A 26,809-nucleotide genomic window follows, 5' to 3' on the forward strand; every position below is an offset into this window, starting at 1 on the left:
TAAATATCAGTTTTTTTAACACTTATTTTAAAAAATCAGGTTGGGCTTAACAATTTTTAACATATAAATAAGCTACGCCACCTAAAAGGCTGCAAATATGTGAAAATATAGTGTAATATTTTGAATAAGGCGATACTAAAAGTGGCGCTCAATTTATTTGGCTAAATCATTAGTGCTTAACCTGCAGCACATATAGCTAAAGCGCTTAACCGTTTTGCGCAAATTCTAAATTTATCGGTACATAAGGCCTCTTCATCGGTACATGGCCATGCCTGCATAATTTCAAAATAATTGTGGCGTTGACAATTCAAATAAAGAATTAGCCCCGGTTCTTTTTTAACAATTACCACTTATGATTGTACAACTATGCGGCTTGTCAGGGGCCGGAAAATCAACCATTACCAGTGCAGTTAAAATCAAGCTGCAAAGTAACGGCTACCCAATTGAGGTAATTGACGGCGACGAATACCGGACCGCGCTTTGCCGCGATTTAGGGTTTTCAATGGCCGACAGGCACGAGAATATCCGCCGGCTGGCTTTTGTTGCAGGCAGGTTATCCGCTCATGGTATTATTGTACTCATCAGCGCCATCAATCCTTATCACGAAATAAGGCAGGAAGTAGCAAACACTTACCCCAATGTTAAAACCGTTTTTGTTGATTGCTGTACGGATGTTTTGATACAACGGGATACCAAAGGGCTTTATGCCCGGGCACTTTTACCCGATGGGCATCCCGAAAGGCTTAACAACTTAACCGGCATAAACGATTGTTTTGATGTGCCCCCAAGTCCTGATCTGTATATAAATACCTGTACCCATTCAACCAGGGAGTGCACCGATTCGCTTTATCATTTTGTAACCACCCATTGGGATTTAATAGCATCCAAGTATGATTGAGCAGCCATCAAAAATATTAATCATCGCGGGTATGCACCGGTCGGGCACTTCGGTAGTGAGCAACTGGCTGAATAAGTGTAACCTGAATATTGGCGATAACCTGTTGGGCCCTGATATTGGGAACGTGGAAGGCCATTATGAGGATATGGATTTTTACCGCTACCACGAGGATGTGCTGGAAGATAATCACCAGTCGCGCTTGGGGTACGTTAACAGGCCTATTCAAAACCTGTCTTACTACCAGGAAGAAAAGCTGAAAGCCATTACCGGTTATAAAAGTAAGATCCATGCCGAATGGGGGTGGAAGGAACCCCGCACCTGTTTGTTTTTATCGCATTACCGCAGGCTTATCCCCAATGCCTGTTATATGATTGTGCTGCGCGATTACCGGTCGACAGTAAACTCATTGATCACACGTGATTTTAAATATATAGAAGCCAAATACCTTGCCCGTAATGCTTTTTCAAGGCTGGTATGGAAAATGTTCAGAAGGGAGCGAAGAAGGAGAAAACTTTATAACAACTTGGTTTCCTATTACTTAAATGTTTGGATAGTTTATAACCGCGAGTTGTTAAATCATATGAATATTTTATCTGAGCGAAAGTTTATAGCTGTTGATTATAATTTATTAAACTGTAGCGATAGGGAAACCTTTTCCGTATTGGCTGATGATTGGGGCTTTTCGTTACAATACTTCGATTTTAAAAAAGTATTTAAAGAGACCCTGATTAGTACAGTGGTTGATATTGATGAATTTATTGCTGATAAAACATTACTAACAACCGCTAATGAATTAGAACATCGGCTTAATAAATATGTACAAACAAAAAATAAAAGCAAAGCAGGTTGTAATAGTGATCCCTGTTTATCAGGATCATTTGTCTGATTATGAAAAGATCTCCTTACAGCAATGCATCAATATACTGGGCAATTACAAAATAGTGGTTATAAAACCCCGCTCATTAACCTTAACTATTTTTAATGATTATCCTTTTATTGAATACCGGTCGTTCAATGATAATTGCTTTGTAAATGTTGATGCCTACAGTCGTTTGCTGATGTCGCGGCATTTTTACCGCGAATTCTTAGATTTTACCTACATGCTGATCTATCAGTTAGACGCCTTTGTTTTTAACGATGAACTTTTGGAGTGGTGCAACAAACGGTATGATTATGTAGGTGCGCCCTGGCTTAAGGATAATGAATACACCGATGTATTTCATTACTTAAAATCAAGGCTACGGGTGTTTTTAAACATCCGGTTAAACTTAAAAGAGCCGGGCACTAATACTCCATCAAGGCGGCAGTTTGAAAACCAGGTAGGCAACGGTGGCTTTTCATTGCGTAAAATTGATAGGTTTTATGAGCTTGCCCTTCAATATGCCGATCATTATGAACATAACCATTTAGGGATGGATAACTGGCTGCCCGAGGATGTTTTTTGGAGCATCAGCATCAACAGGTTAAAAACAAACCTTCACATACCCAAATATAGAGAGGCAGTCCGTTTTTCGTTTGAACACGCGCTCGACCGTGCTTTTTCTTTAACCGATAATGTGCTGCCCTTTGGCTGCCATGCCTGGCATCAGCATGTAGCTTTTTGGCGCGATATTTTTGAGCGGGAGGGTTACAGTATCTGAGCCGAAAAACAGTTCATCCATAGGTTACTAATCGCATTGGCCGCTATTATTACTAAATGAAATTTTTATTTCACCATAAATAATACTTATTTTGTTGCGATGCAAAACATTAGCAGCTAACCTATGAGAAAACTACTACTTTTATCTATAATTATATTGTTTTCTGCCAGTATAAGTAAAGCACAATCGGTTTACCTGCCTTACTCTTATCAGCTCGATCAAAAATTTAATTCAAGCATATACTCCATAAACAGTTCGGTACATACAGCGCTTAAACCTTATTTAATTGATAGTACATTAAGGCCAACTTATAATGCCATCATGAATCGCGGGATTGATACCACCCATAAAAAATGGATACTGCGCAAAATATTTAACGAGCATTTGTTTGATGTAAAAACAAAGGAGTATACTTTTTATGCCGATTATTTACCTGATTTGCAGGTAGGGCGCGATTTAACCGGCAAATTAACTACTAATTTAAACACCCGTGGTTTCCAGGTGGGTGGTACAGTAGGTTCTAAATTCTTCTTCTACAGCAGCGGGTATGAAAACTCGGCTAAGTTTCCACAATATCTTAATGATTATATAGGTAAGATAGGCTTTGTACCGGGCCAGGCTTATGACAGGAGTTATAACGGGATCACTGCTGGCACAAAAGATTGGTCGTACGTAACTGCAATATTATCATACACACCAATAAAACAGTTAAACATTACCCTGGGCGAGGATAAGACCTTTATTGGCGATGGTTACCGTTCGCTTTTATTATCAGATTTTGCTGCTAATTATCCATTATTGCGCTTAACAGCCAATGTTGGCAGGGTTCAATATATGTTGCAATGGGCATATATGGAAGATATAAATGCCCCCAAGTTTGATTCATTCGGCAGTAACCGCCGTAAATGGGGTGTTTTCCATTATTTAGACTGGAATGTTACCAATCGCCTGTCGTTAGGGTTCTTCAATGCTTTAATAGCACAGGAAGCCGATGCTAACGGAAAATTCCACGGGTTTGATGCAAACTATATTAATCCACTATTTTTGGCCAGCTCGCTTGGGCCGGGTGGCCAGCCTGATAATGTTATGTCAGGCTTTACAGGTAAGTACAAAATATTTGATAAAACCGCTATTTATGGCCAGTTGCTGTTGGATAGGTTTAAAGCAAGTGATTTCTTTTCAGGAAACAAGAGCGATAATACTAATGGCGTACAGTTAGGTATCCGTGGTGCCGATCTGTTTAAAGTGGGTGGCTTAAACTACTTGCTTGAATACAATACCGTTAAGCCATACACCTACGCAAGCAGCAACCAGCTAACCAGCTATACTGATTATAGCGAACCATTGGGCGACCCGCTTGGTGCAAACTTCAGGGAGTTTATAGGCATTATGAATTATACCTACCGCCGTTTTGATTTTATGGGGCAGATCAACTATGCCAAATATGGCCTTGACCCGGCTGGTTTAAACTATGGTAAAGATGTTAACCAAATATTTAACCCAACTACAAACACATCAGCAAGCGTAGGGCAGGGAATAGCCACAAAGCTGTACTATGCCGAAGGAACCGTATCATACCTTATAAATCCTAAATACAACCTGCGTTTTGAAGCCGGTGCTATGTTTAGGGATGAAAAGAATGATTTAGGAAGTAAAAAAACAACACTGCTTACTTTTGGTCTGCGCAGTACCTTCAGAAGCTTATACCACGATTTTTAGTCGACAGTAATTTTAATAGTATAAAAAAGGCTTAATACTGAAATTTATTTCAGCATTAAGCCTTTTGTTTTTTGTGGATTTTAAGCTTTAAAATTTTAACGATACCCCAGTTTCGAAGTAAAAAACCGAAGGTTTAGTTGATATCCGGGTTGATATGCCTTTAGGTAACTGGTTTTGAACTATGGCATAGGTTGGTGTAAACTGAAATATAAAGTGCCCGCTTTTGTACTCCACCGGGGCCGAAAACTCATAATCAAGCAGTTTGTACTGGCTCAGCATATTGGTGTATTTAGTTATCAGCGCATTTTGCGCAGCAGTACGCTTGGCATTTTTAAATGTTTTTTTGGTTAAATAGGCATCATAAAAATTCTCGGTACCGGTATTGGCAGTAGCCGTTGGCGAAATCAATAAAATATCGGCATCGCCAAAAACGCCGGCTACAATAAAATCATGTGTCAGGCTAAAATTCACAAAAATATCATTGTTTATGCCTTGCTTATTAATATTATAATCAGCACTTATTGATGGGCTTATAATATTACCTATATCATAATTTAAATTCGCGTTAAATGTACTGCTGATAGCTGATGCTATTTGCGTACTGGTTGAGTTATAAAACAGCTTTGAATAAGATGCCCCGCCCGATAGGTCGTCGGTAATATCAAAATCATAACCGGCGGTAAGATCGCCGCCGTCCAGCTTTTTCTTTTTGCGGTTGGGTATTATATCAATACTGCCAGAAAAATAGATGCCCGATTTAAGCGTATATTTTATTTGCGGGATAATAGTAGGGGTTCGTATGGTATCGGTGCGCCCCATAAAAACATTATTGCTGGAGTAATTAATGCCAAATTTGATAGAGGATGTGCCATCCGTGCTTTTATCATCATGTTTAACTTTACCATCAGACCCTGGCAGGTTGCCTGTTTGGCTAAAGGCACTGCCAGCAAAAAATAAAAACAGAATAGTTAAAAGCGAATTAAGTAGGGGTTTTATCATGTTATAAATAATTAGGGGTAAAATTTAATTTTATGATGCGAAAGATACCCAAAGGTTTAATATGTATAAATATTAAAAATATTATTTTTTTTATTAAACCCTTAAATATTATTAAGGTCAATAGCTCATACTTTAAAACAACATTAATAAAAAAGTTATGAAGAAATTAGGTTTAATGAGTGTTATCATGCTGGTTGCAGGTGTAACATTTGCCCAAACAACAACCCCTGCAGCAACACCAGCTGCTACAACCCCTGTTGAAAAAACACAGATGAAAGATCTGCGCAAGGATGTGCGTGCTTATGACAACAAAAAGGCCGAAGCCAAACAAGCTATCAACAAAGGCGAACTTGCTACTGCAAAAGCAGATCTGGCTGCCGCAAAAACTGACAAACAGGATATTAAAGCAGATGCAAAAGTGCTGAAAAGTGAAGGTGTTAATCACCCCGTTAAATTAGCCGAAAAACAAGTGAAAAAGATTGACGAAAAAGATGTTAAAGCTGATATTGCTAACGTAAAAACAGATAAGGTTGCCGAGCAAAAGGCCGTAAAAGCAGGTGATATAACCGCGGCACAGGCCGACCAGAAAGCTTTAAAAACTGATCGTAAAGATTTGAAAAAAGATATTCGCGAGGCCCGCAGAGATGGTGTTAAACATCCGGTTCATCGCGCTAAATAATATATTAGTTTAATAATTTAAAAGGGATGCCATAATTGGTATCCCTTTTTTTGATTTATTTATTTGGCTTTTTTACCTGCACTGGCAAAAGCTACACCTAATGCTAAGCCTATAGCAATCCCTATGGCTATACTTTTAAGGGCAATGCCAACAGCCACGCCTATGGCTATACCAACAGTTAAATATAAAAAGGGCTGTTTTTTCATGTTATGGTTATAGGTTAATAGTGATCAAAGTACCAAATAGATACGGCAATATAATTGTTTCAAATAAAATTAAACCAAAAGCGTTATAAAACCGTCCAATCCGCAAATACGTAACACTAATTACTATTGATATTACCCTTACACAACCCTAATTAATAATTTACTACTATGCTAAAGCGGATATTGGTGCTTGATGATAACCAGGATATACTGGATATTATAAAAGAGGCATTATCATACGAGAAGTTTGAGGTTAACATTACCCAGGATAGTGAAAACATTATGGAAACTATCCAAAGTTACAAGCCTGACTTAATAATGCTGGATTATAAGCTAAGCGGCCCTCACGGCGACGATATTTGCCGGCAGATAAAAGTAAACCCTCATTTTTTTAATACGCCGGTAATTATTTGCTCGGCCTATATCAATCAAAATGCAGGTTTGTCTGCTTGTGGCTGTGATGCCCTTATAGCCAAACCATTCGGGCTTGAGGAGCTGATGGATAAGGTAAATGGGTTGATTACTGCTTAGTGGCCATTGCTTTTCAATGTCACGCTTCATTCCCTCATTTTAGATTGAAGTTAATTTTAATCTCAAAAACATTTTTGTTTTAGGTTTTCCGTAGTTTCTCAACTTTCGGACTAAAAAACCTATTTTTGCGCAAATTTTTAGCGGGATGAGCAAAGTAAAAGTAGGCCTGGTACAAATGACCTGTACCGCCAACAAACAGGAAAATTTAGATAAGGCAATAGTTAAAGTAAGAGAAGCAGCCGAAAAAGGTGCGCAAATAGTTTGCTTACAGGAATTATTTACCTCACTTTATTTTTGTGATGAGGAAGATTACGACAATTTTAAATTGGCCGAAGCTATCCCTGGTCCATCAACCGATGCATTGTCGGCAGTGGCAAAAGAGCTTGGCGTGGTAATAATTGCCTCACTGTTTGAAAAACGTGCACAGGGACTTTACCACAATACCACTGCTGTTTTAGATGCCGATGGGGCTTACCTGGGCAAATACCGCAAAATGCACATCCCGGATGATCCAGGTTTTTACGAGAAATTTTACTTTACCCCCGGGGATCTGGGTTACAAGGTTTTCAAAACCAAATTTGCCACAATTGGAGTATTGATCTGCTGGGATCAATGGTATCCTGAAGCTGCCCGCATCACTGCATTAATGGGTGCTGAAATACTGTTTTATCCAACTGCTATTGGCTGGGCCACCACACAGGATGAGGATACCAATGTGGAGCAATACAATGCATGGCAAACCATACAACGCTCGCACGCGGTGGCCAATGGTGTACACGTAGTGAGTGTTAATCGTGTTGGCGAAGAGGCTGGTGTTAAGTTTTGGGGGGGATCATTCTTTGCCAATCCGTTTGGGACATTGATCCATCAAACATCTGCCGACCAGGAAGAAGTGGTTGTTGAGGAACTGGATCTTAATAAATCCGACTATTACCGCAGTCACTGGCCGTTTATGCGCGACAGGAGGATAGACTCCTATCAGCCCATAACAAAAAGGTACATTGACGAAGATTAAATACTAAAGCAATTTCCCCTGTTATGTTATTGCAGCCTTATTTGCCGCAATAACCTAATGTAAACCAATGAGCATGAGCCATAATACTACTCCTAAACAAAACGGATTTCATTTCCCTGCCGAATGGCATCGTCATACTGCTACATGGCTTAGCTGGCCACATAAGGAGGAATCATGGCCGGGTAAGATAGATCTGATCTATCCAAAATATTGTGAGTTCATTAAAATAATCAGTGAGGATGAGTTGGTGCGCATCAACGTAAAAGATGAGCAAATGGCTGCATTTGCCAAACAGTTGTTGAGCTTTGCAGGCGTCGATCTGAAAAAAATAGAGTTTTATAACTTCCCAACTAATGATGCCTGGTGTAGGGATCATGGCCCGGCATTTTTAATAAACGAGCATACCAAGCAAAAAGCAATTATTGATTGGGGCTATAATGCCTGGGGAGGCAAGTATCCACCTTTTGATCTGGACGATGTTATCCCAACAAAAATAGGCGACCATTTTGGCATGCCGGTTTATAACCCCGGTATTGTAATGGAAGGCGGTTCTGTTGATTTTAATGGCAAGGGCACATTGTTAACCACAACTGCCTGTTTACTGAACAAAAACCGTAACCCTCATTTAGACCAGGAACAAATAGAAGCGTACCTGCAAAACTATTACGGGGTTGAGCAAATTTTATGGCTTGGCGATGGTATTGTTGGTGATGATACCGACGGCCATATTGATGATATTACCCGCTTTACTGATGAAAATACGGTTGTTACCGTTGTTGAAGAAAACAAGAACGACGACAATTACCACTTACTGCAAGAGAACCTTGCCGCACTAAAAACCATGCGCCTGCTAAACGGCAAGCAACTGGATGTTGTTGAGCTGCCAATGCCCGATGCCGTAATTTACGATGGGCAGCGCTTACCGGCATCGTATGCCAATTTTTATATCGCTAATTCGGCGGTGGTAGTACCAACTTACCGCTGCGCTAATGATGACAGGGCCCTGGATATTTTGCAGGGCTGTTTTCCTGAGCATAGAGTAATAGGGATAGACTCGACTGATATTATATGGGGGCTGGGCAGTTTCCACTGTTTAAGCCAGCAGGAACCTGAGATATAGGGTTCTCCCTTTTTAATGGTGTGGTGGGCGGTGTTTTTGGCTCACCCACATTCACCGACATTTTATTAATCCTTACCGACTTCTGTAAATAGCTCGCCAATATTCCGTTGCTGATGCTTTAATACTGCCCTATTTTTGGGTAAGATTTAAAACATAAAACAATGGAAACTACTATAAGTAACCCCAGCAAATACAGCGGTAAAACAATGGCCGGCATTATACTTGTTTTTTTAGGCGGGTTGTTGCTTGTTAACCAGCTTAACCTTTTCTTTATCCCAAACTGGCTGTTTAGCTGGCCTATGTGGATAATTGCCTACGGCCTTTATATGGGTGGTAAATACAACTTCCGTAAGCCAATATGGATCTGGATGGTTGTTTTAGGCACCGCCTTTTTATTTACCGAAAACATTGGCAATGCCGATAGGGTAGTTTGGCCAATAGCAATCATAGGCGTTGGCGCCTGGATGATAACCAAACACAATAAGCCGCAGGAGCAAGCCGAAACTAAACAAAGCAGCTTTAAAGAGCTATAATATAAAGTGGTACAATTAATATAGTGATGGTTTGAAGCCGGGCAGGGAAACTTGCCCGGCTTTGTCTTTATAGAGGTATGCTTACCGCGTTAAGTAATATCGGAGGTGAAATTGCTGCATTTAGTTAAATTGTGATTTCATAAATAAGTGAAAATACATTAATTTACAGGTGTATTCTAACTTATAAACATGAAGAAAAATTTACTTGCTGCTACCTTCCTTATCGTACTGCTGTTATTGGTAAAGCTGTCATCGGCACAAAATAAAATAGTTGTTTTCCAGTCAGATTTTGGACTAAAGGATGGTGCCGTGTCAGCCATGAAAGGCGTTGCGATGGGCGTATCAACCGACTTAAAACTGTATGACCTGACGCACGAAATCCCGGCATACAATATATGGGAAGCATCGTATCGCCTGGAGCAAACCGTAAGATACTGGCCCGCAGGTACCGTATTTGTATCGGTAGTTGACCCGGGTGTGGGTACAGCGCGTAAATCTGTCGTGTTAAAAACAAAATCAGGCCATTACATAGTAACACCCAATAACGGAACGCTTACGCTGATAGCCGCCTCATTAGGAATTGACGAGATCCGTGAAATTGATGAAGCTGTTAACCGCCGTAAGGATTCGCAAAAGTCTTATACCTTTCACGGGCGTGATGTTTATGCCTTTACCGCTGCCCGTTTGGCAGCAGGCGTTATCAGCTTTGAGCAGGTAGGCCCGGTATTGCCAAAGCAGGTGGTGAGTATTCCGTTTCAGCAGGCAGTGTTAACCGGCAAAACTATAAAAGGTAATATCCCGGTGCTTGATGTGCAATACGGTAACGTATGGACAAATATTCCCGACACGTTATTTAAACAGCTTGATCCAAAGGTTGGCGACATGGTGAATGTGACTATATCTTACAAAAACAAACAGGTTTACACAGGCACAATGCCCTACTGTCAAACTTTTGGCGCAGTAGCAGAGGGTAAACCACTGGCTTATTTGAATAGCCTTTTACAAGTATCATTTGCTTTAAACATGGGCGATTTTGCTAAAACCAACAACGTTGCCAGTGGCGGCGACTGGAGCGTAGAAGTGCGTTTGAAATAAAGGGCCTCACCTAAATCCTCTCCAAAGGAGAGGGCTTGAAAAGCTTTGTTCAATAAAACCCAATCAAAAAGGGGGTAAAGGCCTGTCAGAAAAGCGGGCCTGGAGCATGGCTTGCAGCGGGGAAGCTTTTTTCTGACTTGATCTTTGGTTAATTCCATCTAAGGGAAAGTGAAAAGCCCCCGCGGCTATGAGCGGGACGATGATGTCATTTACAACAACGTACTTTTGCAAAGCATAGTAACCCCTACCTCCCCTTCCGCAGGGAAGGAATCGCACAGGGCCGACGCATTAAATTACTCTCAAAAAATACATAAAAATCCAACCCGAATTTTCCCGCAAACTTTTTCACCGACACTTTATAATACCTTACCGATTTGTTTAAATATACTGCCAGTTTTTGTTTGGCTGGCTTATAATGTTACCTTAGTTTTGGATAAGATTTAAAATGCACTAATTATAATGATAAACGATATAGGACAACCCAACAATCCACGCAATGGCAAAGCCCTGGCAGGGATAATTTTACTGGTCATAGGGGCCGTGCTGCTTATCCGGCAGTTTACATTCTTCTTTATCCCGCATTGGTTATTCAGCTGGCCAATGTGGCTTATATTCTGGGGGCTTTTTGTTGGTGCAAAAAGCAATTTTCAAAAACCATCGTCATTTGCCCTTATCTTAATTGGGGTGGTGTTTTTGTTAGATAATAATATCAGCGGTGCCAGTGCAGTGGTTTGGCCAATTGCCATTATTGCTTTTGGTTTATGGATGATATTACGCCGTAACCACCGTTTCGACAAAGGTTTCGTCGATAAAAAATACGGACAGCAGTGGGATTGGAAAAACACCGGCGATAAAGCACCTGCCGAACCTGTGGTTGATTATACAACCTCAAATATACCACCCAAAGATCCGTCACCATCATCTTCTTCTTCTTACTATCCGCCAACAGGCGATGAATACCTGGATACAGTTTCTGTTTTTGGGGGCGTTAAGAAAACCATTCTTTCAAAAGATTTCAGGGGTGGCGATGTGGTAAATATTTTTGGCGGGGCCGAACTTGATTTAACCCAGGCAGATATAAACGGCCGCATAGTAATTGATATCGTACAAATATTTGGCAGCACTAAAATAATTGTGCCCTCAAACTGGCATGTAGTTACTGATATAGCTGCAGTTTTTGCAGGTATTGATGATAAAAGAATGAAGAGCACTGCCGCAGTAGGAAGCGAAAAGATCCTGGTATTAAAAGGTGTTTCAATTTTTGCAGGGGTAGATATAAGGAGTTATTAATAAAACAGTTTAACGGGTTTTAAGCATGCTTAATGCATTGCCATACCCGGTCAGCAATAAAACAAACTTTCCGGCACATTAGGGCTGCTCCTAACTTCCGGACTTAAAGTATGGCACTATCATCATTATCATCTTCAAAACTATATGCGGGTTTTATAATCTGCGGGCTTATTTGGATGGCCCTGCAGGCTTATATCATCCATAGTTTTGGATTTATATGGTATATAGCCCTAACCGACGGGCTAATTTGTTCCATACTATTAGCCGCTGCCTGCTGGTTAATTAATAATAACCTGCGCTACTACCAGCCGGGCAAGGGTAATTACATCAATATATTAATATGGATTGCTGCCCTTGCAGGGATATGCACCTTTGGCAGCCGTTGGATATTGCCGCTTTTGGTTACCGGCGTGGCTTACACTAATTTTTTGATCCAATCATTAATTCTACGTTTTTTCATTGATTTTTTGGCGATAGGATGGATGGCTATGATCAGTATGATCTGGTATTCGCAAATTGACCAAAAGGAAAATGAAAAACGCAAGGCCGAAGCCGAACAACTGGCCCGCGATGCGGAGCTTTATAACCTGCGCCAGCAATTACAGCCGCACTTTTTATTCAATAGCTTAAATTCAATCAATGCTTTAATAGGCTTTAAACCTGATGAAGCCCGCCGGATGATTCACCAGCTTTCAGACTTTTTGCGCGGCACTTTAAAAAAGGACGATCAGCAGCAGGTATCATTAAATGATGAACTGCAGCACCTTAACCTTTACCTTGATATTGAAAAGGTGCGTTTTGGGCACAGGCTGCAAACCGAGGTTAGCTGCGACGAAAAATCGTGCGAGGCTATATTGCCATCAATGTTGCTGCAGCCGATTGTTGAGAATGCCATTAAGTTTGGTTTGTATGATACTACCGAGGATGTGGTAGTGAGCATCCGTGCCGAAATGGAAGGCTCCTATTTGATATTAATGGTACAAAACCCTTACGATCCGCAAACCTCAAGGCCTAAAAAAGGCACCGGTTTTGGCTTACGTGGGGTACAAAGACGTTTATATTTATTATTTGCGCGCAACGATTTGATGGAAACTCATGCAAATGATAATATATTTACAACTATTATTAAAGTACCGCAGCTATAAATATGAAACGCGCCTTAATTATTGACGACGAGCCTTTAGCCCGCATGGTGGTAAAGGAATATTTGCAAAGTTTTGATCAGATAGAAGTAATGCAGGAGTGCGGCGACGGCTTTGAGGGTTTAAAAGCCATTCAAACTCATCAGCCCGATCTGATATTTTTAGATGTGCAGATGCCTAAGATCAATGGCTTTGAAATGCTGGAGTTGGTTGATAATCCCCCCGCCGTAATATTTACTACTGCTTTTGATGAGTATGCGATAAAGGCATTTGAAGCGCACGCGGTTGATTACCTGTTAAAGCCCTTCAATAAAGATCGTTTTAATAAAGCAGTCGAAAAATACCTGGCCCAGGCACCTGTGGCTGCCGCACCTAAAAAAACAGAAGAAATTTTAGAAGCTGCCAACTCGCCGGCACAGCATGAGCGTATTGTGGTTAAAACCGGTACCAAGGTTAAGATCATCCCCGTGCATGATGTGGAGTACTTAGCTGCCGATGATGATTACGTAAGCGTTTTTACTGCCGAAGGCTCTTTCCTGAAAAACAAGACCATGAACTTTTTTGAACAGATGCTTGACCCTAAGTATTTTGTTCGGGTACATCGTTCATACATTATAGCCATACAGCAGATTACCCGTATCGACCCTTACGAAAAGGATGCCCACCTGGCCATCTTAAAATCGGGTGCTAAAATACCGGTGAGCAAAACAGGCTATGTTAAGTTGAAACAGGTTTTAGGTATATAGTTTTACCCGCATTCACTATCAATCTTTTAATTACCAATATTGTTTTCTCAAATAAAACAGCAAGTGTTTTTTGCGCCTGTTCTTTTTGATTTTGTCAGTAAGCTAATCAGTCTATCTGTGTGGTTAGCCATATTTGAAAAATTACTTTCAGGTAATAAAAACTAAATCGCCACTCTACATCTTTACATAAAAAAAGAAAAACTATGCCACATCTGTTTTCACCTATAAAAATAAAAAGTGTTGAGTTCAAAAACCGTTTGGTGGTTTCACCAATGTGCGAATACTCCAGCGAGGATGGTTTTGCCAATAACTGGCACCTGGTACACTTGGGTGCCCGCGCAGTTGGTGGTGCCGGATTAATTAACCGAAGCCAATGCCGTATCGCCTGAGGGCAGGATAAGCCCCGGTGATTTAGGTATCTATAAAGACGAGCATATTGTTAAGCTAAAAGAGATAACCGATTTTTTACACGGACAGGGTGCTGTTGCAGGTACGCAGCTTGCACACGCAGGCAGAAAAGCCAGCCATGCTTTACCCTGGGAAGGTGGTACGCAAATACCAGCCAATAAACCGGAAGGCTGGGAGAGCTTTGGTCCGAGTGCTTTAGCATTTACTCCAAATGAAGAGGCACCTGCCGAATTGGATAAAGCCGGGATTGAAAAAGTTAAAGCTGATTTTAAAGCCGCTGCCTCCCGCGCCCATAAAGCCGGGTTCAAGGTTATTGAGCTGCATGGCGCCCATGGTTACCTGATCCATGAGTTTTTATCGCCATTAAGTAACCAGCGTACTGATGAGTATGGTGGATCGTTCGACAACCGGATCCGTTTGCTTTTAGAAATTGTTGAAAGCGTAAAAGAAACCTGGCCTGCTGATTTGCCAATATTTGTACGCATCTCGGCAAGCGACTGGACCGAAGGCGGCTGGACAGCGGATGATTCTGTTGCCTTAGCAAAAGTATTGATCACTAAAGGCGTTGACCTGGTTGATTGCTCATCGGGTGGTAACGTTGCTACGGCAAAAATTCCTTTAAAGCCGGGTTACCAGGTTGAGTTTGCCGAAAAGGTTAAAAAAGAAAGTGGTGCACTAACAGGTGCTGTGGGTTTAATAACTGAAGCTAAACAGGCTGATGAAATTATCCAGACAGGGCAGGCCGATTTTGTATTTATAGCCCGCGAAATGCTGCGCGATCCGCACTTCCCGCTTAGGGCAGCGTTTGAATTAGGTGTTGAAGTTAAATGGCCTGTTCAATATGAACGTGCCAAATGGCATAAATAACAATAAAAATACCGAAATTTGAAATGTTTTTCGGTGGTGTAATACTGAGGTACTTAAAGTTGAACGCAAAAGCCTTGCAAGTATGCTTCAATTACTTCAGTATTGCGCCCAGTTTATAATTAAAAAATGAAAAAATACCTGTCGTTAGTTACCTTTTCGCATACCATTTTCGCAATGCCTTTTGCCTTTATCGGCTTCTTTTTGGCAGTTACCACCACCAGTCATCCTTTTGAATGGCTAAAATTGGTAATGATGGTGCTGTGTATGGTTTTTGCGCGTAACTCCGCAATGGCATTTAACCGCTACCTCGACAGGAACATCGATTCAAAAAATCCCCGTACCAAACAACGCGACATCCCATCGGGCCGGATAAGCCCCGCATCGGCATTAACATTCACCATTATTAACTGCCTGTTGTTCATAGCTACCACGTGGTTTATAAACAGTTTATGCTTTTATCTATCGCCGGTGGCCTTGTTAGTAGTTTTGGGTTATAGTGCCACCAAACGTTTTACAGCACTTTGCCATTTGGTTTTAGGTTTAGGCCTTTCATTAGCGCCAATTGGTGCTTATTTGGTAATAGCAGGTCAGTTTGCATGGCCCCCGCTATTTTTCTCGTTAGCGGTATTGTGCTGGGTTAGCGGTTTTGATATTATATATGCCTTACAGGATGAGGATTTTGACCGCAGCGAAAACCTGCATTCAATCCCTGCCTACTTAGGTAAGGTAAATGCTTTGCGCCTGTCAACCTTTTTGCATGTATTGTCGGCTGCATTTGTGGTAATGCCGGTGTTTTTTACGCCTGTTAGCTTGTTATATTATGCCGGTATAGTTTTCTTTTGCTGTATGCTTATCTATCAGCATTTGCTGGTAAAACCTAATGATTTGAGCCGGGTAAACTTTGCTTTTATGACTACTAATGGTATTGCCAGTGTGGTTTTCGCAGTTTTCTTTTTGTTAGACAGACTATGGATACACTAAATGCATTATCGGCCTACAGAGAACACATTGAAAAATATGTTGTTTTTAACGAAGCCGAATGGATAGTTTTTACCCAGCACCTAAGTTTCAAAAGCCTGAAAAAGAAACGGAATATTGTTGAGCCAGGGATTGTTTGTACCGATATTGGCTTTATTGTAAAAGGGGCTGTCCGTTATTTTTATATCAAGGATGGTGAAGAAATTACCGGGTATTTTAGTTTCGAGAATGAGTTTACAAGCTCTTACAAAAGCTATCTGACACAACAGGCAGCAGAAAACTATATTCAAACTCTTGAAAATACTGTACTGATCAACATCAGCCATAAAAATATGCAGCTCATGCTGGCAAACCCGCTGTTGGCTTATAAAATGGAACGCTTTGGCAGGTTGGTGGCCGAGCACTATTTGCTCTGCTATGAAGATCGTATGTCATCCTTTATCACCAAAACTCCCGAAGAACGCTATATTGACCTGCTAAACACCGGCCGGGAGGTATTACAACGTATGCCCCAGCATTATATAGCCCACTTTTTAGGTATCACCCCCGTTTCATTATCTCGCATCAGGCGGCGGATATTGGTTAATGTCTGAATTGATTTTTCTTATCTTTTGTTAACGTTTTGAAATTCAATGGCTCTCTATCTTTGAATCAATCAAAACAATAACATTATGCACACTATATTAGGAGCCGGCGGCGCAGTAGCAAATGCACTTACCCACGAATTATTGAACCATAACGAAACCATCCGTTTGGTAAGCCGTAAACCAATTGTAAACGCGGAAAAGAACATCACCTGGCAAAAAGCCGATCTGCTTAACTATTCAGAATTGTTAGATGCCTCGAAGGGATCAACCGTAATTTACCTTACCGCAGGATTGGTTTATGATAAAAATATATGGCAGCAGCAATGGCCCGTGATTATGGACAACTTTATCAGGCTGGGTAAAGAAACAAGCGCCCGCCTTATATTTTTTGATAACGTTTATATGTATGGACTGGTTAAAGGCCCCATGAAAGAGGATACCCCTTATAATCCGATCAGTGCTAAGGGTAAAATAAGGGCAGCCATAGTAACCAAGCTTATGGACGAGGTAAAGGCAGGTAGCATACGTGCCAGTGTTGCCCGCGGTGCTGATTTTTATGGTACCGACACCATGAACAGCTTTTTTGATATGATGGTGCTGAACAAATATGCCAAAAAAGAAAAAGCACAGTGGATAGGCAGCCCAAACAAACTGCATAATTTTAGCTATATACCTGATATGGGTAAAGCAATGTACCTGCTTGGCCAAACCCCCGGAAGTGATAACCAGATATGGCACATGCCTACAGCCGCCCCGTTAACAGGTAAGCAATTTATTGAAATAGCTGCCAGGGTTTATAATGTTGAGCCTAAATACTTTGCCATTAATAAAATGATGCTTTGGCTGGTTGGTCTGTTTCAAAAAGTAGTGATGGGTACTGTTGAAATGTATTACCAGTACAACCACGATTATGTTTTTGATTCCTCAAAATTTATAAAGGCTTTTAACTTTAAGCCAACAAGTTACGAGGATGGGATAAAGCTGATGAGCGAAACTTTATATGCAAAGTAGTTGATAGTTAAGGGGGCGGAGGTATTATAATCTTCTTGTTTCGTCATGGCATCTTAATATTATTTGGTAATTGCTTTGATTATCATCAGCACATCTGCACATTTGCATATCTGCAAATTAGATAACCATGATCCACAAAAAAACAAGAAAATATATACCTGCGGGCTTCGAAATTAATTGGGAAAGCCTGGAACCGCTTTATAAAGAATTATGCGACCGCCCCATAAGTTCGGTTAGCGATCTTGAAAAATGGCTGCACGACCGCAGCGAGGTAGAAGCCGCCCTGGAAGAAGATTTTGCCTGGCGCTATATCCGCATGACCTGCGATACCACCAGCGAAGAACTGCTGCAAAACTTTCAATATTTTGCTACCGAGATAGAACCCAAAATTGCCCCGTACAGTAATGACCTGAATAAAAAATTGGTTAACAGCGAATGGGTTGATCAGCTTGACGGGGAGAAATATTTCATCTACTTGCGTGGCGTTAAAAAATCGCTGGAGCTTTTTAGAGAAGAGAATATCCCTATCCAGACAGAGATACAGGTTGAGCAGCAAAAATACCAGTCAATAACCGGCTCTATGTCTGTCCACATTGGCGAAAAGGAATTTACACTGGAGCAGGCCTCCGTATTTTTAAAGGATACCGACCGCGCTAAAAGGCAAGAGGTTTGGGAAAAAATAACGGGCCGCCGCTTGCAGGACAAGGAGCAGCTTGACCAGTTATTTGACCACCTGCGTGTACTGAGGCATAAAGTGGCCCTTAATGCAGGGTTCGAAAACTTCAGAGATTACATGTTCCAGGCGTTGGGCCGTTTTGATTATACCCCGCAGGATTGTTATGCTTTTCATGAGGCTATTGAAAAGGAGATTGTTCCTATCCTGCGCGAGCAGGCAGATAAGCGCAAAGCAGCTTTAGCTTTAGATGCCCTTAAACCCTGGGATATGGATGTTGATATATCAGGCAAGCCTGCTTTAAAGCCATTTAACAGCGGCGCCGAGTTAATCGAAAAATCAATCCAGTGCTTTACAAATATCAATAGCTATTTGGGCGAGCGATTGGAGATCATGAAAGAAAATAACCTTTTTGACGTGGAAAGCCGCAAGGGTAAAGCCCCGGGTGGTTATAATTATCCGTTATCAGAAACCGGTGCGCCTTTCATTTTTATGAACTCGGCCAACACCTTCCGCGATCTTACTACCATGGTGCATGAGGGTGGCCACGCGGTACATACTTTTTTAACTGCCGATCTGGAGTTGAATGACTTTAAGCATTGCCCAAGCGAGGTGGCCGAACTGGCTTCCATGTCGATGGAGTTAATATCAATGGATAACTGGGATGTTTACTTTGATAATGCCGAGGATTTAAAACGTGCCAAACGCGATCAGCTTTTTGATGTGTTGAAAACCCTGCCCTGGGTAGCCGTGGTTGATCAGTTTCAGCACTGGGTCTACACTAACCCCGATCATACCGATGCTGAGCGTACAGAGGCCTGGATACAGATCTACGAGCCTTTTGGAGCGGGCTTTGTGGATTGGAGCGAGCATCAGGATGCCGAAAATAACCTTTGGCAAAAACAACTGCATATTTTTGAGGTTCCGTTTTACTATATTGAGTACGGTATGGCCCAGTTAGGTGCTATTGCAGTATGGAAAAACTATAAAGAAAACCCTGAGAAGGGTTTGCAACAATATATGGAGGCCTTAAAATTGGGCTATACAAAAACTATTAAAGAGATTTACGAAACAGCAGGCATCAAGTTTGATTTCAGTGCTGCTTACGTTAAAGAACTGGCCGAATTTGTAAAAGGCGAAATGGATAAATTGTAACAGCATAGTATAAATTGAATTATTTTAAAAGCGGATGACCGGAAGGTTGACCGCTTTTTGTTTTGATGAAAAACCAAAACATATATAATTTAACCTGTTGTATATATTGGTGTAAAATAATACGGTTATATTTATAAGAATACCATCTAAAAAAGCATGGAAAATATAAACAACACAGTTACAGCAATTGGAGCCAATGATGGCGATAGCTTATCAGTAGCCGGCGGCAACTACCGCATTTTGATCAGCGGAAAACAAACCGGCGGCGCATTTGCAGTAATTGATATGCTGATACCTCCGGGTAGTGGGCCCGGTCCGCATGCTCATGCAGCATTCCAGGAGTCATTTTTTGTAGTTGATGGCGAGGTTGAGGTTAAAAGCGAGGCCGGAACTTATGTAGCTAAAAAAGGAGCTTTTGTAAGTATCCCTTTAGGCGGAATGGTGCATTGTTTTAAAAATATTTCGGCACAGGCAGCTCATTTACTTTGTACCGTTGTACCATCGGGCCTGGAAGAAATGTTTGAGGAACTGGGAAAACCTGTTTCTCCCGGTGTTTTTTTACCCCCGCCGCCAATGGACGATGCCACCCTAAATAAAATGCGCGAAATAGCCGAAAAGTACGGCCAAAAGTTATATCCGCCCAATTATTTTGATAAATAAAGGTGGAAATATGCACATATTCTTTTATAATATTATTGTAAATTGTTAAAGCTGTAATGCTTACAAATCGCTTAAAATAAGCTATTTGTAATTGTAATATACCTTTAAATACTTCTTAAAGCTCTAATTATTAAAACTTATTGAAGTTTGGCGAGTTTAATTAAGTATGAAAAAGATATTATTAAGTTTAACCCTGGCTTTTTTTGCAATAGCAGGGTTTAGCCAGAAACTTACACCTGTAAAGGTTGACAGCCTGGTTACCGTATCGTTACCATCAACGTTTCAAAAGAAAGATACTTTAGGTCAGCATATTTACCAGGCTAATGGCTTGTATGGTTATATGACAGTTATAGTGGCACCCAATGAAAAAAACAATACGCCGCTAAAACATGAAAAAGACTTGAACAGCGTATTTAAAAATTACATCAAAAATATCCAGGGTCAATCGGGCGATGGTAGTGCACAAAATGTACGTGATACCACCATCGGTACTTTAAAAGCCAAGTTATTTACCTTAAAAAGTGATGATGCTGCTGAAAATGTACAGCTGATAAATTTTATACTGATCTACACACAGGATGCTACCTATACTTTTGAATACGTGTATCCTGAAAGCAGGAAAGAGTTTATAAAGGATGAGTATAAGGCCTATGCCTCATCTATCCATTTATCGCGTGATCTGCAGCGTAATGACCAGTACCTGTTAAGTTCAAATGGGATGTCATCAACCGTTAAGATAGCATTATTTGGTGGCGGCGCACTGGTAATTATCCTGGTGATAGTTGTTTTGGTACGCAGAAAAAAGAAACTGGCCTATTAATTTGGTCCTTGCTTATTAAAGCCATTAGTTATTGTTATTGAAATTTCAATAACAATAACTAATGGCTTTTTTTATAACCCCAATAAATAATGTCTATTTACTTTTCCTTATTAACCCATTACTCCATTGAGGCGAATTAAGGAACTTTTTTTGGCCGATATAGCTGAGCCAGAAAATGGCTATAAATACCCCCACTACTGATCCCGCCATTACGTCCTCAAAAAAGTGCTGGCTCAGATACATGCGCGAATAGCCAATCAGTACAGCCAATATTAACAGCGGCACACTCCAGTTTTTATTTTTTGTGATATAAAGGATAACTATAGCTGCCGAAAATGCAGATACGGTATGCCCCGAAGGAAAGCTGTTATATTTAAGCATATCCACACCGGGTACTAAGTGTATACGGCTAAGCTGGTCCTTAAATAAAAGGGTGGGTCTTGGCTTATCAAAAATAAACTTTAAAACTTGCGCAAATAATGATGTTACCGCATAAGCGGTGGCTAATAAAAACGCCGCCCGGTAATTAAACAGCAGTAATAAAGCGGATAATGCAATGGTGGTCCATCCGTTGCCAATATCGGTTATGTAGGGGGCAATCCAGTCTGCAAATTCACAATTTCTTTCGTTTACAGCAAAGTAAATTTGTTCTTTAGTGTACAGTATTTTGATGATAAAACAGGCGCATAAAAGCAGCAGGTAAAGGATAAAAAACGGCCGTATTCTTTGTAAAATATCTTTTATGCTTATATTCATCGTGCAAAATAAGCATATACTTATTGAATGCAAAAAAATGGTTATGTTTACAATGGTTGATCAAATATTCTGAACTAAATGTCAAAAAGCGTATTCCGTAAAAAAAATATTCATAAAATATTAGCAGATGTAGCAAGTGGTTTTAGCGATGCCGAACATCCCGGAACAGCCTCCTCGCAACTAAAAAAAGAACTTAACGTAAAGGACCTCACCCTGATGGGCATTGCAGCCGTAGTAGGGGCGGGGATATTTTCAACCATCGGTTTAGCCTCGTTTAACGGTGGGCCAGGTGTAACTATTTTGTTTGTAATAACCGCAGTAACCTGCGGTTTTTCGGCATTATGCTATGCCGAATTTGCATCGCGTATACCTGTTGCAGGCAGCGCTTATACTTATGCCTATGCTTCATTTGGAGAATTAATTGCCTGGATTATAGGATGGGATCTGTTAATGGAATATGCCATTGGTAATATTGCTGTTGCCATATCATGGAGCACCTATTTTGTTAACCTGCTGGAAGGCTTTGGTATTCACATACCTGAGTACCTTACTATGGACTATTTTACAGCGTTTAAGGCACATGAACAGGTGCAGCAGCTAACAGCCAGCCATAACCTTGCGGGTATAACAGACGCCTTTAAACAAGGCGCAGCAGCATGGAGCACGGCGCCTGGTATTGGTAATATTAAACTGATAGCCAATATGCCTGCACTACTTATCGTTGTAATAATAACCTACCTGGTTTATATAGGCATCCGCGAAACTAAAAAGGCTACCAACGCGATGGTTTTTTTAAAGATCGCTATTGTATTAGCAGTAATTTGTATCGGCTTTTTTTATGTTACACCGGCCAACTGGCACCCTTTTATGCCAAATGGCTTTCAGGGTGTAATGAAGGGTGTATCGGGCGTGTTTTTTGCATATATCGGGTTTGATGCCATATCAACTACGGCCGAGGAGTGCGAAAACCCGCAACGGGATCTGCCCCGAGGAATGATCTACTCGCTTATTATTTGTACGGTGCTTTATATTTTGATTGCCCTGGTACTTACCGGTATGGTTAGTTATAAAGACCTTGCCGTTGGCGATCCGCTGGCTTATGTGTTTACCAAAGTTGGTTTAACAAAAATAAGCGGTATTATATCGTTCAGTGCAGTTATTGCTACTGCCAGTGTGTTATTGATATTTCAGTTAGGGCAGCCACGTATCTGGATGAGCATGAGCCGCGATGGTTTGTTGCCTAAAGCATTTTCACGCATCCACCCTAAATATCATACACCATCGTTTGCAACCATTGTAACGGGTTTTGTGGTGGCAATTCCGGCTTTGTTCATGAACCTTACCGAGGTTACCGATCTTACCAGTATAGGTACCCTGTTTGCTTTTGTATTGGTTTGCGGCGGTGTACTTTTATTACCGCGCGAAGAAGCTAAAAAAGGCCGTTTCCACTTACCTTATATCAATTCTAAATACATTGTACCTGTAGTTTTTATAGTAGGAATGTATTTTTTCAGACACGATATTTTAACTCTTTTCTCTGGCGCCAATGCGCACGAAAACTTCCCTATCTTTTTATTCATCATCCTGTCGGCAGTGTTAACTGTTTTTGCCTTTGTTAAAAACCTGTCGCTGATACCTGTATTGGGCTTATTGAGTTGTTTTTACTTGATGACAGAGTTAGGTTATACCAACTGGCTGCGTTTTTTAATATGGCTGATAATAGGTTTGGTGATATACTTTACTTACAGCTATAAGCATAGCGTTTTGGGTAAGGACAGAAAACTGAACATTGAGGAATAGTTTTACAATTGCTTAACGCCGGTAAAAGCTTATAAACCAATAAGATTGCGTAAATTGGGGTCGAACAAAAACTACCCCTATATGAATACTGTTACCATTATTGGTTTATTGGCTGCCTTTGGCACCACGGTTTCCTTTTTGCCACAAGCTGTTAAAACTATACACACAAAAGATACTTCGGGGATTTCGTTGTCAATGTACGCGCTGTTTACTGCGGGTACGCTTTTGTGGCTCATCTACGGGCTGATGAGTGGCAGCCTGCCCGTTACTATAGCCAATGCCATTACCTTTGTATTTGCCAGTATTATACTGATCTACAAGATGATCTACAAGTAGAGATAACTGCTTGTAAAGATTAATAGTTACTTACAAATTCATGGCAAAAGATACACCCGGCGCACCATTTTGGTAAATTGGGAGTATCATAGTGCTGCGGCCCTTTTTATCAGTATGGGTAAGCGCATTGCGCAAATAAGGATATATTAAATAGGCTGTTTTGGTTGATAGGATACCCAAACCAGCCCCGGCAACCACATCGCTAAACCAGTGATCGCGGTTATACATCCTGAACACACCGGTTGCAACAGCAAACGAATAGCCCACTATGGTATAAACAGGAGATTTATCGGAGTATTCCTGCGCTAAATATTCGGCACCCATAAATGCGGCTGCTGTATGCCCCGAGGGGAACGATAAATAGTCTTTACCGTTTGGCCTTAGCCTGTGTGTGAGTTTTTTAGTAACCAGTCCGCTTAAACCAACTAAGCCGCCCGATAAGCCAAGCAATGCAGTACGGTCAATAAACCTGTTTTTACCTTCAACACCAATAAGGTTTAAACCATAAACCATTACAATTGGGGTAAACAGAAAATAGCTTTCGGCTCTGGTGTCAAAATTAGGGTCGGTTTTTTTGATTTCGCCGCTAATGTAGTAATCAACGCGGCGTAAAGGGTGAATGGCAAATGATAATGCGCCATAGCCAATTAATGCAGCTGGCGGCACTAAGGTCCATGCCTTGCTATGCAAATGTTTTACAGAATCGGGAGCGGTAAAAAGATCCTTTTTTATCGTATCTCCGAGGTTTTTCTTAGTAGTGGTATCAGTAACCTGGGCCTGAGCCCCTAATGATACGATACAAAACAGCGCAACTATTAACTTTTTCACCGGCAAGTGTTTGATGTTATACAATAGCGGCGTATTTAAAATGCCTAACAAAGTATTGTTACCTTATTATGGTTTTAAAAATACACACCAGCTAAAGTATTATAACAATCTGTATTAATTCTGAATTTACAATTAGTTAATGTAAAATTAAAGCACGCGATGGATTTCTACAGTTTCAGGTGCGGCCAGCATCAATGGTACTTTCTCAACGGTTACAAAGCTCAGATCAAGACCAAAGCCACGTTCTTCCGACAAGCTTATCTTTTTCAGATAAGTATAAAAAGCCATAATAAAGCTCTCGTACAATGAAAGATTATGGGAGCGCGAAAGTACCTTTTCAATCACTACAAACCTGAAGTCGCCTACAATTTTATGCCTGTTTAATGATTTGTAAGTGCTGGTAATATCAACCTCGCCTTTTTTAACCAAATCTTCAACTACGCGCCTAAATAGCAGGTTAATTTGTTGTTCAACCCTAAAGCCAAGCTTAAAATCAATACGGATCAGTTTATTAGGTACTAAAAAGTCAACCTCGTATTCCTTTTTGTAGGGTTCATCAACCACATCAACGTGTACCAGCCAATAAACATCGGCACGTTTAGGTTGTTTTTGCAGAATGGAATAAATAATTTTTGATTCAACCTCCGAATTAAAGTTAGCACTGGTTAAGTAAACTAACTGCGAGGCATATTTAGGTACGGTTTCATCATCGCTTAGTTCTTTTATAATGCTGAAATAATCCTCTATCTCAATAAACTTAACATATCGGTTCCTGATTTTACGGGCTGTATGCCAGGTCCACATAATGGTGAACAATACGAAACCCACTGATAATGTAAACCAGCCGCCGTGCACAAATTTAACCAGGTTACCGGCTAAAAACGTACCTTCAATAAGCAGGTAGGTTATTAAAAATACAATAACAATATAAGTAGGCAGCTTTTTACGTTTCAAAAAGTTGGCCACTAAAATAGTGGTCATTAACATGGCTACGGTAATGCTTAAGCCGTAGGCCGCCTCCATATGTGCCGATTCTTTAAACAATAATACTACGCCAACGCAACCGGCGCAAAGCAGCCAGTTAACACTTGGCACATACAACTGTCCTTTTTGCTCTGATGGATAATTGATGCGCACTTTAGGCCATAAGTTTAAACGTACAGCCTCTGCAATTAAGGTAAATGAACCTGATATAAGCGCCTGGCTGGCAATAATAGCCGCAACGGTTGCTATACCAATTCCGTAAAGCAGGAACCATCCCGGCATTATCTCAAAAAATGGATTGTGCAGATTAAGGTCCATTTTGGTGCCGTTATGCTGTAACAACCAAACGGCCTGGCCCAGGTAATTTACAATTAAACAGGTTTTAACATATATCCAGCTGATCTGTATGTTCTTCCGTCCGCAGTGACCCAGGTCGGAGTATAAAGCCTCTGCACCGGTGGTACATAAAAAAACAGCACCTATAATAACTAATCCGTGCGCGTTTGTTCTGAGCAACAGATAAGCATAGTAAGGGTTTAAAGCCTTAAAAATAGCCGGCGATTGTATTATATAGATAAATCCAAGTACACCCATCATGGTGAACCAGATAAACATCATTGGTCCAAAAGCCTTACCTACCAGGGATGTGCCAAATTGCTGTATAATAAACAACGCAATTATTATAGCTATAACAATGGGTACGGTATGTAACGATGGGTAAAATGTTTGCAAACCTTCAATGGCCGATGATATGGTAATTGGCGGGGTAATAATACCATCGGCTAATAAAGCACAACCGCCAATTACAGCGGGTACAATGAGCCATTTGGCGCGGCGCCTTACTAAGGAGAAAAGAGAAAATATACCACCCTCGCCTTTGTTATCGGCACGCAGTGTTATCACCACATATTTTAAGGTGGTTTGCAGCGTAAGCGTCCAGAATATGAGCGATACGCCGCCAAGAATTAATGTTTCAGAAATATGCTGACCGCCTACAATGGCTTTAAATACGTACAGAGGGGATGTACCTATATCACCGTAAATAATTCCCAAACTTATCAATAACCCCGATAGGGTTAATTTTTGCAGATCTTTATGGTTCGACACTTTAATACTTTCAAAAAGGCAAAAGTATTAAATTTTACAATTTAACTGTTGGTATAATAAATATTAACAAAAGAAAAACTAAATTTATAGCATTATGGGCCATCTTCTGTTAAATTTTGTTAAAAACCTTTTATAAAATGATAAGTATTTAAATTGATGACAGCTTTATTTATACTTTTGTAAACAATATTAAGGATGAGGCGAAAATTTACTTATAAATATTCAT

General features: G+C 40.7%; 26 protein-coding genes and 1 pseudogene. 22 read left to right on the top strand and 5 right to left on the bottom strand.

Translation table 11 applies throughout. From position 1 onward, the window contains the following. Positions 1 to 352: 352 nt before the first annotated feature. The 4 genes from cysC (at position 353) to ACQY4U_RS14505 (ending at position 4,257) form a co-directional block, all read left to right on the top strand. Positions 353 to 898, top strand: coding sequence for an adenylyl-sulfate kinase (gene cysC / locus ACQY4U_RS14490; RefSeq protein WP_428330155.1), 546 nt, complete (start codon positions 353 to 355; stop codon positions 896 to 898). Further along, on the top strand, positions 891 to 1,784 hold the full coding sequence (locus ACQY4U_RS14495; RefSeq protein ID WP_428330156.1) for a hypothetical protein: 894 nt from the start codon (positions 891 to 893) through the stop codon (positions 1,782 to 1,784). Before cysC ends, ACQY4U_RS14495 begins: the two co-directional genes overlap by 8 nt. After that, positions 1,714 to 2,538: a DUF5672 family protein gene (locus ACQY4U_RS14500; RefSeq protein WP_428330157.1), complete on the top strand. Its 825-nt coding sequence runs from the start codon at positions 1,714 to 1,716 to the stop codon at positions 2,536 to 2,538. The genes ACQY4U_RS14495 and ACQY4U_RS14500 overlap by 71 nt, the downstream gene beginning before the upstream one ends. Positions 2,539 to 2,661: 123 nt before the next feature. Then, a complete protein-coding gene (locus tag ACQY4U_RS14505) occupies positions 2,662 to 4,257 on the top strand; it encodes a gliding motility protein RemB (protein ID WP_428330158.1) in 1,596 nt (531 codons plus the stop codon). 87 nt (positions 4,258 to 4,344) lie between these two features. On the opposite strand, the gene ACQY4U_RS14510 is transcribed toward ACQY4U_RS14505, so the two are convergent. Beyond that, a complete protein-coding gene (locus tag ACQY4U_RS14510; protein ID WP_428330159.1) occupies positions 4,345 to 5,256 on the bottom strand; it encodes a hypothetical protein in 912 nt (303 codons plus the stop codon). Positions 5,257 to 5,413: 157 nt separating this feature from the next. Between ACQY4U_RS14510 and ACQY4U_RS14515 the strand changes: the two genes are divergently transcribed. Then, positions 5,414 to 5,935: a hypothetical protein gene (locus ACQY4U_RS14515; RefSeq protein WP_428330160.1), complete on the top strand. Its 522-nt coding sequence runs from the start codon at positions 5,414 to 5,416 to the stop codon at positions 5,933 to 5,935. A gap of 59 nt (positions 5,936 to 5,994) precedes the next feature. Here the strand turns inward: ACQY4U_RS14515 and ACQY4U_RS14520 are convergent, their stop codons facing one another. Continuing rightward, entirely contained in the window at positions 5,995 to 6,141 is a 147-nt protein-coding gene (locus ACQY4U_RS14520; protein WP_428330161.1) for a hypothetical protein, read from the bottom strand. 168 nt (positions 6,142 to 6,309) lie between these two features. On the opposite strand from ACQY4U_RS14520, the gene ACQY4U_RS14525 reads away from it, so the two are divergent. The 15 genes and pseudogenes from ACQY4U_RS14525 to ACQY4U_RS14595 all read left to right on the top strand — a co-directional run bounded on the left by ACQY4U_RS14525 (position 6,310) and on the right by ACQY4U_RS14595 (position 20,772). Beyond that, the gene (locus ACQY4U_RS14525) at positions 6,310 to 6,672 is read left to right on the top strand and encodes a response regulator transcription factor (protein WP_428330162.1); all 363 of its coding nucleotides are present in this window, start codon (positions 6,310 to 6,312) and stop codon (positions 6,670 to 6,672) included. 145 nt (positions 6,673 to 6,817) lie between these two features. Then, positions 6,818 to 7,687: a carbon-nitrogen hydrolase gene (locus tag ACQY4U_RS14530; protein ID WP_428330163.1), complete on the top strand. Its 870-nt coding sequence runs from the start codon at positions 6,818 to 6,820 to the stop codon at positions 7,685 to 7,687. A 67-nt stretch (positions 7,688 to 7,754) separates the two neighbouring features. After that, a complete protein-coding gene (locus ACQY4U_RS14535) occupies positions 7,755 to 8,807 on the top strand; it encodes an agmatine deiminase family protein (protein WP_428330164.1) in 1,053 nt (350 codons plus the stop codon). A gap of 161 nt (positions 8,808 to 8,968) precedes the next feature. Next, positions 8,969 to 9,340 carry a LiaF transmembrane domain-containing protein gene (locus ACQY4U_RS14540; RefSeq protein ID WP_428330165.1) on the top strand — a complete coding sequence of 124 codons (372 nt, stop codon included), beginning with the start codon at positions 8,969 to 8,971 and terminating at the stop codon, positions 9,338 to 9,340. A 189-nt stretch (positions 9,341 to 9,529) separates the two neighbouring features. Next, the gene (locus tag ACQY4U_RS14545) at positions 9,530 to 10,435 is read left to right on the top strand and encodes an SAM hydrolase/SAM-dependent halogenase family protein (protein WP_428330166.1); all 906 of its coding nucleotides are present in this window, start codon (positions 9,530 to 9,532) and stop codon (positions 10,433 to 10,435) included. A gap of 459 nt (positions 10,436 to 10,894) precedes the next feature. Further along, positions 10,895 to 11,725, top strand: coding sequence for a LiaF transmembrane domain-containing protein (locus ACQY4U_RS14550; RefSeq protein ID WP_428330167.1), 831 nt, complete (start codon positions 10,895 to 10,897; stop codon positions 11,723 to 11,725). Between the two features lie 110 nt (positions 11,726 to 11,835). After that, positions 11,836 to 12,870, top strand: a complete 1,035-nt coding sequence (locus tag ACQY4U_RS14555) for a sensor histidine kinase (protein ID WP_428330168.1) — start codon at positions 11,836 to 11,838, stop codon at positions 12,868 to 12,870. A gap of 2 nt (positions 12,871 to 12,872) precedes the next feature. Further along, entirely contained in the window at positions 12,873 to 13,613 is a 741-nt protein-coding gene (locus ACQY4U_RS14560; protein ID WP_428330169.1) for a LytR/AlgR family response regulator transcription factor, read from the top strand. A 272-nt stretch (positions 13,614 to 13,885) separates the two neighbouring features. Next, positions 13,886 to 14,888 (top strand): annotated as a pseudogene (locus ACQY4U_RS14565) (NADH:flavin oxidoreductase/NADH oxidase). 126 nt (positions 14,889 to 15,014) lie between these two features. Continuing rightward, positions 15,015 to 15,869, top strand: coding sequence for a UbiA-like polyprenyltransferase (locus tag ACQY4U_RS14570; protein WP_428330170.1), 855 nt, complete (start codon positions 15,015 to 15,017; stop codon positions 15,867 to 15,869). Continuing rightward, complete coding sequence (locus tag ACQY4U_RS14575) at positions 15,857 to 16,459, top strand: Crp/Fnr family transcriptional regulator (protein ID WP_428330171.1); 603 nt, start codon at positions 15,857 to 15,859, stop codon at positions 16,457 to 16,459. The genes ACQY4U_RS14570 and ACQY4U_RS14575 overlap by 13 nt, the downstream gene beginning before the upstream one ends. A gap of 78 nt (positions 16,460 to 16,537) precedes the next feature. Further along, positions 16,538 to 17,464 carry an NAD-dependent epimerase/dehydratase family protein gene (locus ACQY4U_RS14580; RefSeq protein ID WP_428330172.1) on the top strand — a complete coding sequence of 309 codons (927 nt, stop codon included), beginning with the start codon at positions 16,538 to 16,540 and terminating at the stop codon, positions 17,462 to 17,464. A 127-nt stretch (positions 17,465 to 17,591) separates the two neighbouring features. Continuing rightward, positions 17,592 to 19,292 (top strand): M3 family oligoendopeptidase, encoded by a 1,701-nt coding sequence (locus ACQY4U_RS14585; protein ID WP_428330173.1) that lies wholly within the window; start codon positions 17,592 to 17,594, stop codon positions 19,290 to 19,292. A 156-nt stretch (positions 19,293 to 19,448) separates the two neighbouring features. Then, on the top strand, positions 19,449 to 19,952 hold the full coding sequence (locus ACQY4U_RS14590; protein ID WP_428330174.1) for a cupin domain-containing protein: 504 nt from the start codon (positions 19,449 to 19,451) through the stop codon (positions 19,950 to 19,952). A gap of 166 nt (positions 19,953 to 20,118) precedes the next feature. Next, positions 20,119 to 20,772 carry a hypothetical protein gene (locus ACQY4U_RS14595; RefSeq protein WP_428330175.1) on the top strand — a complete coding sequence of 218 codons (654 nt, stop codon included), beginning with the start codon at positions 20,119 to 20,121 and terminating at the stop codon, positions 20,770 to 20,772. A 93-nt stretch (positions 20,773 to 20,865) separates the two neighbouring features. Here the strand turns inward: ACQY4U_RS14595 and ACQY4U_RS14600 are convergent, their stop codons facing one another. Beyond that, positions 20,866 to 21,528: a phosphatase PAP2 family protein gene (locus ACQY4U_RS14600; protein WP_428330176.1), complete on the bottom strand. Its 663-nt coding sequence runs from the start codon at positions 21,526 to 21,528 to the stop codon at positions 20,866 to 20,868. A 78-nt stretch (positions 21,529 to 21,606) separates the two neighbouring features. Here ACQY4U_RS14600 and ACQY4U_RS14605 point away from each other — a divergent pair, with 78 nt between their 5' ends. Then, positions 21,607 to 23,328, top strand: a complete 1,722-nt coding sequence (locus ACQY4U_RS14605) for an amino acid permease (RefSeq protein WP_428330177.1) — start codon at positions 21,607 to 21,609, stop codon at positions 23,326 to 23,328. An 81-nt stretch (positions 23,329 to 23,409) separates the two neighbouring features. Beyond that, positions 23,410 to 23,664, top strand: coding sequence for a SemiSWEET transporter (locus ACQY4U_RS14610; RefSeq protein ID WP_428330178.1), 255 nt, complete (start codon positions 23,410 to 23,412; stop codon positions 23,662 to 23,664). A 30-nt stretch (positions 23,665 to 23,694) separates the two neighbouring features. On the opposite strand, the gene ACQY4U_RS14615 is transcribed toward ACQY4U_RS14610, so the two are convergent. Beyond that, entirely contained in the window at positions 23,695 to 24,492 is a 798-nt protein-coding gene (locus ACQY4U_RS14615; RefSeq protein ID WP_428330179.1) for a phosphatase PAP2 family protein, read from the bottom strand. A 147-nt stretch (positions 24,493 to 24,639) separates the two neighbouring features. Next, a complete protein-coding gene (locus ACQY4U_RS14620; protein WP_428330180.1) occupies positions 24,640 to 26,583 on the bottom strand; it encodes a KUP/HAK/KT family potassium transporter in 1,944 nt (647 codons plus the stop codon). Positions 26,584 to 26,809: the final 226 nt, after the last annotated feature.

The sequence above is a fragment of the Mucilaginibacter sp. genome (assembly GCF_965277465.1).
Lineage (GTDB): Bacteria > Bacteroidota > Bacteroidia > Sphingobacteriales > Sphingobacteriaceae > Mucilaginibacter.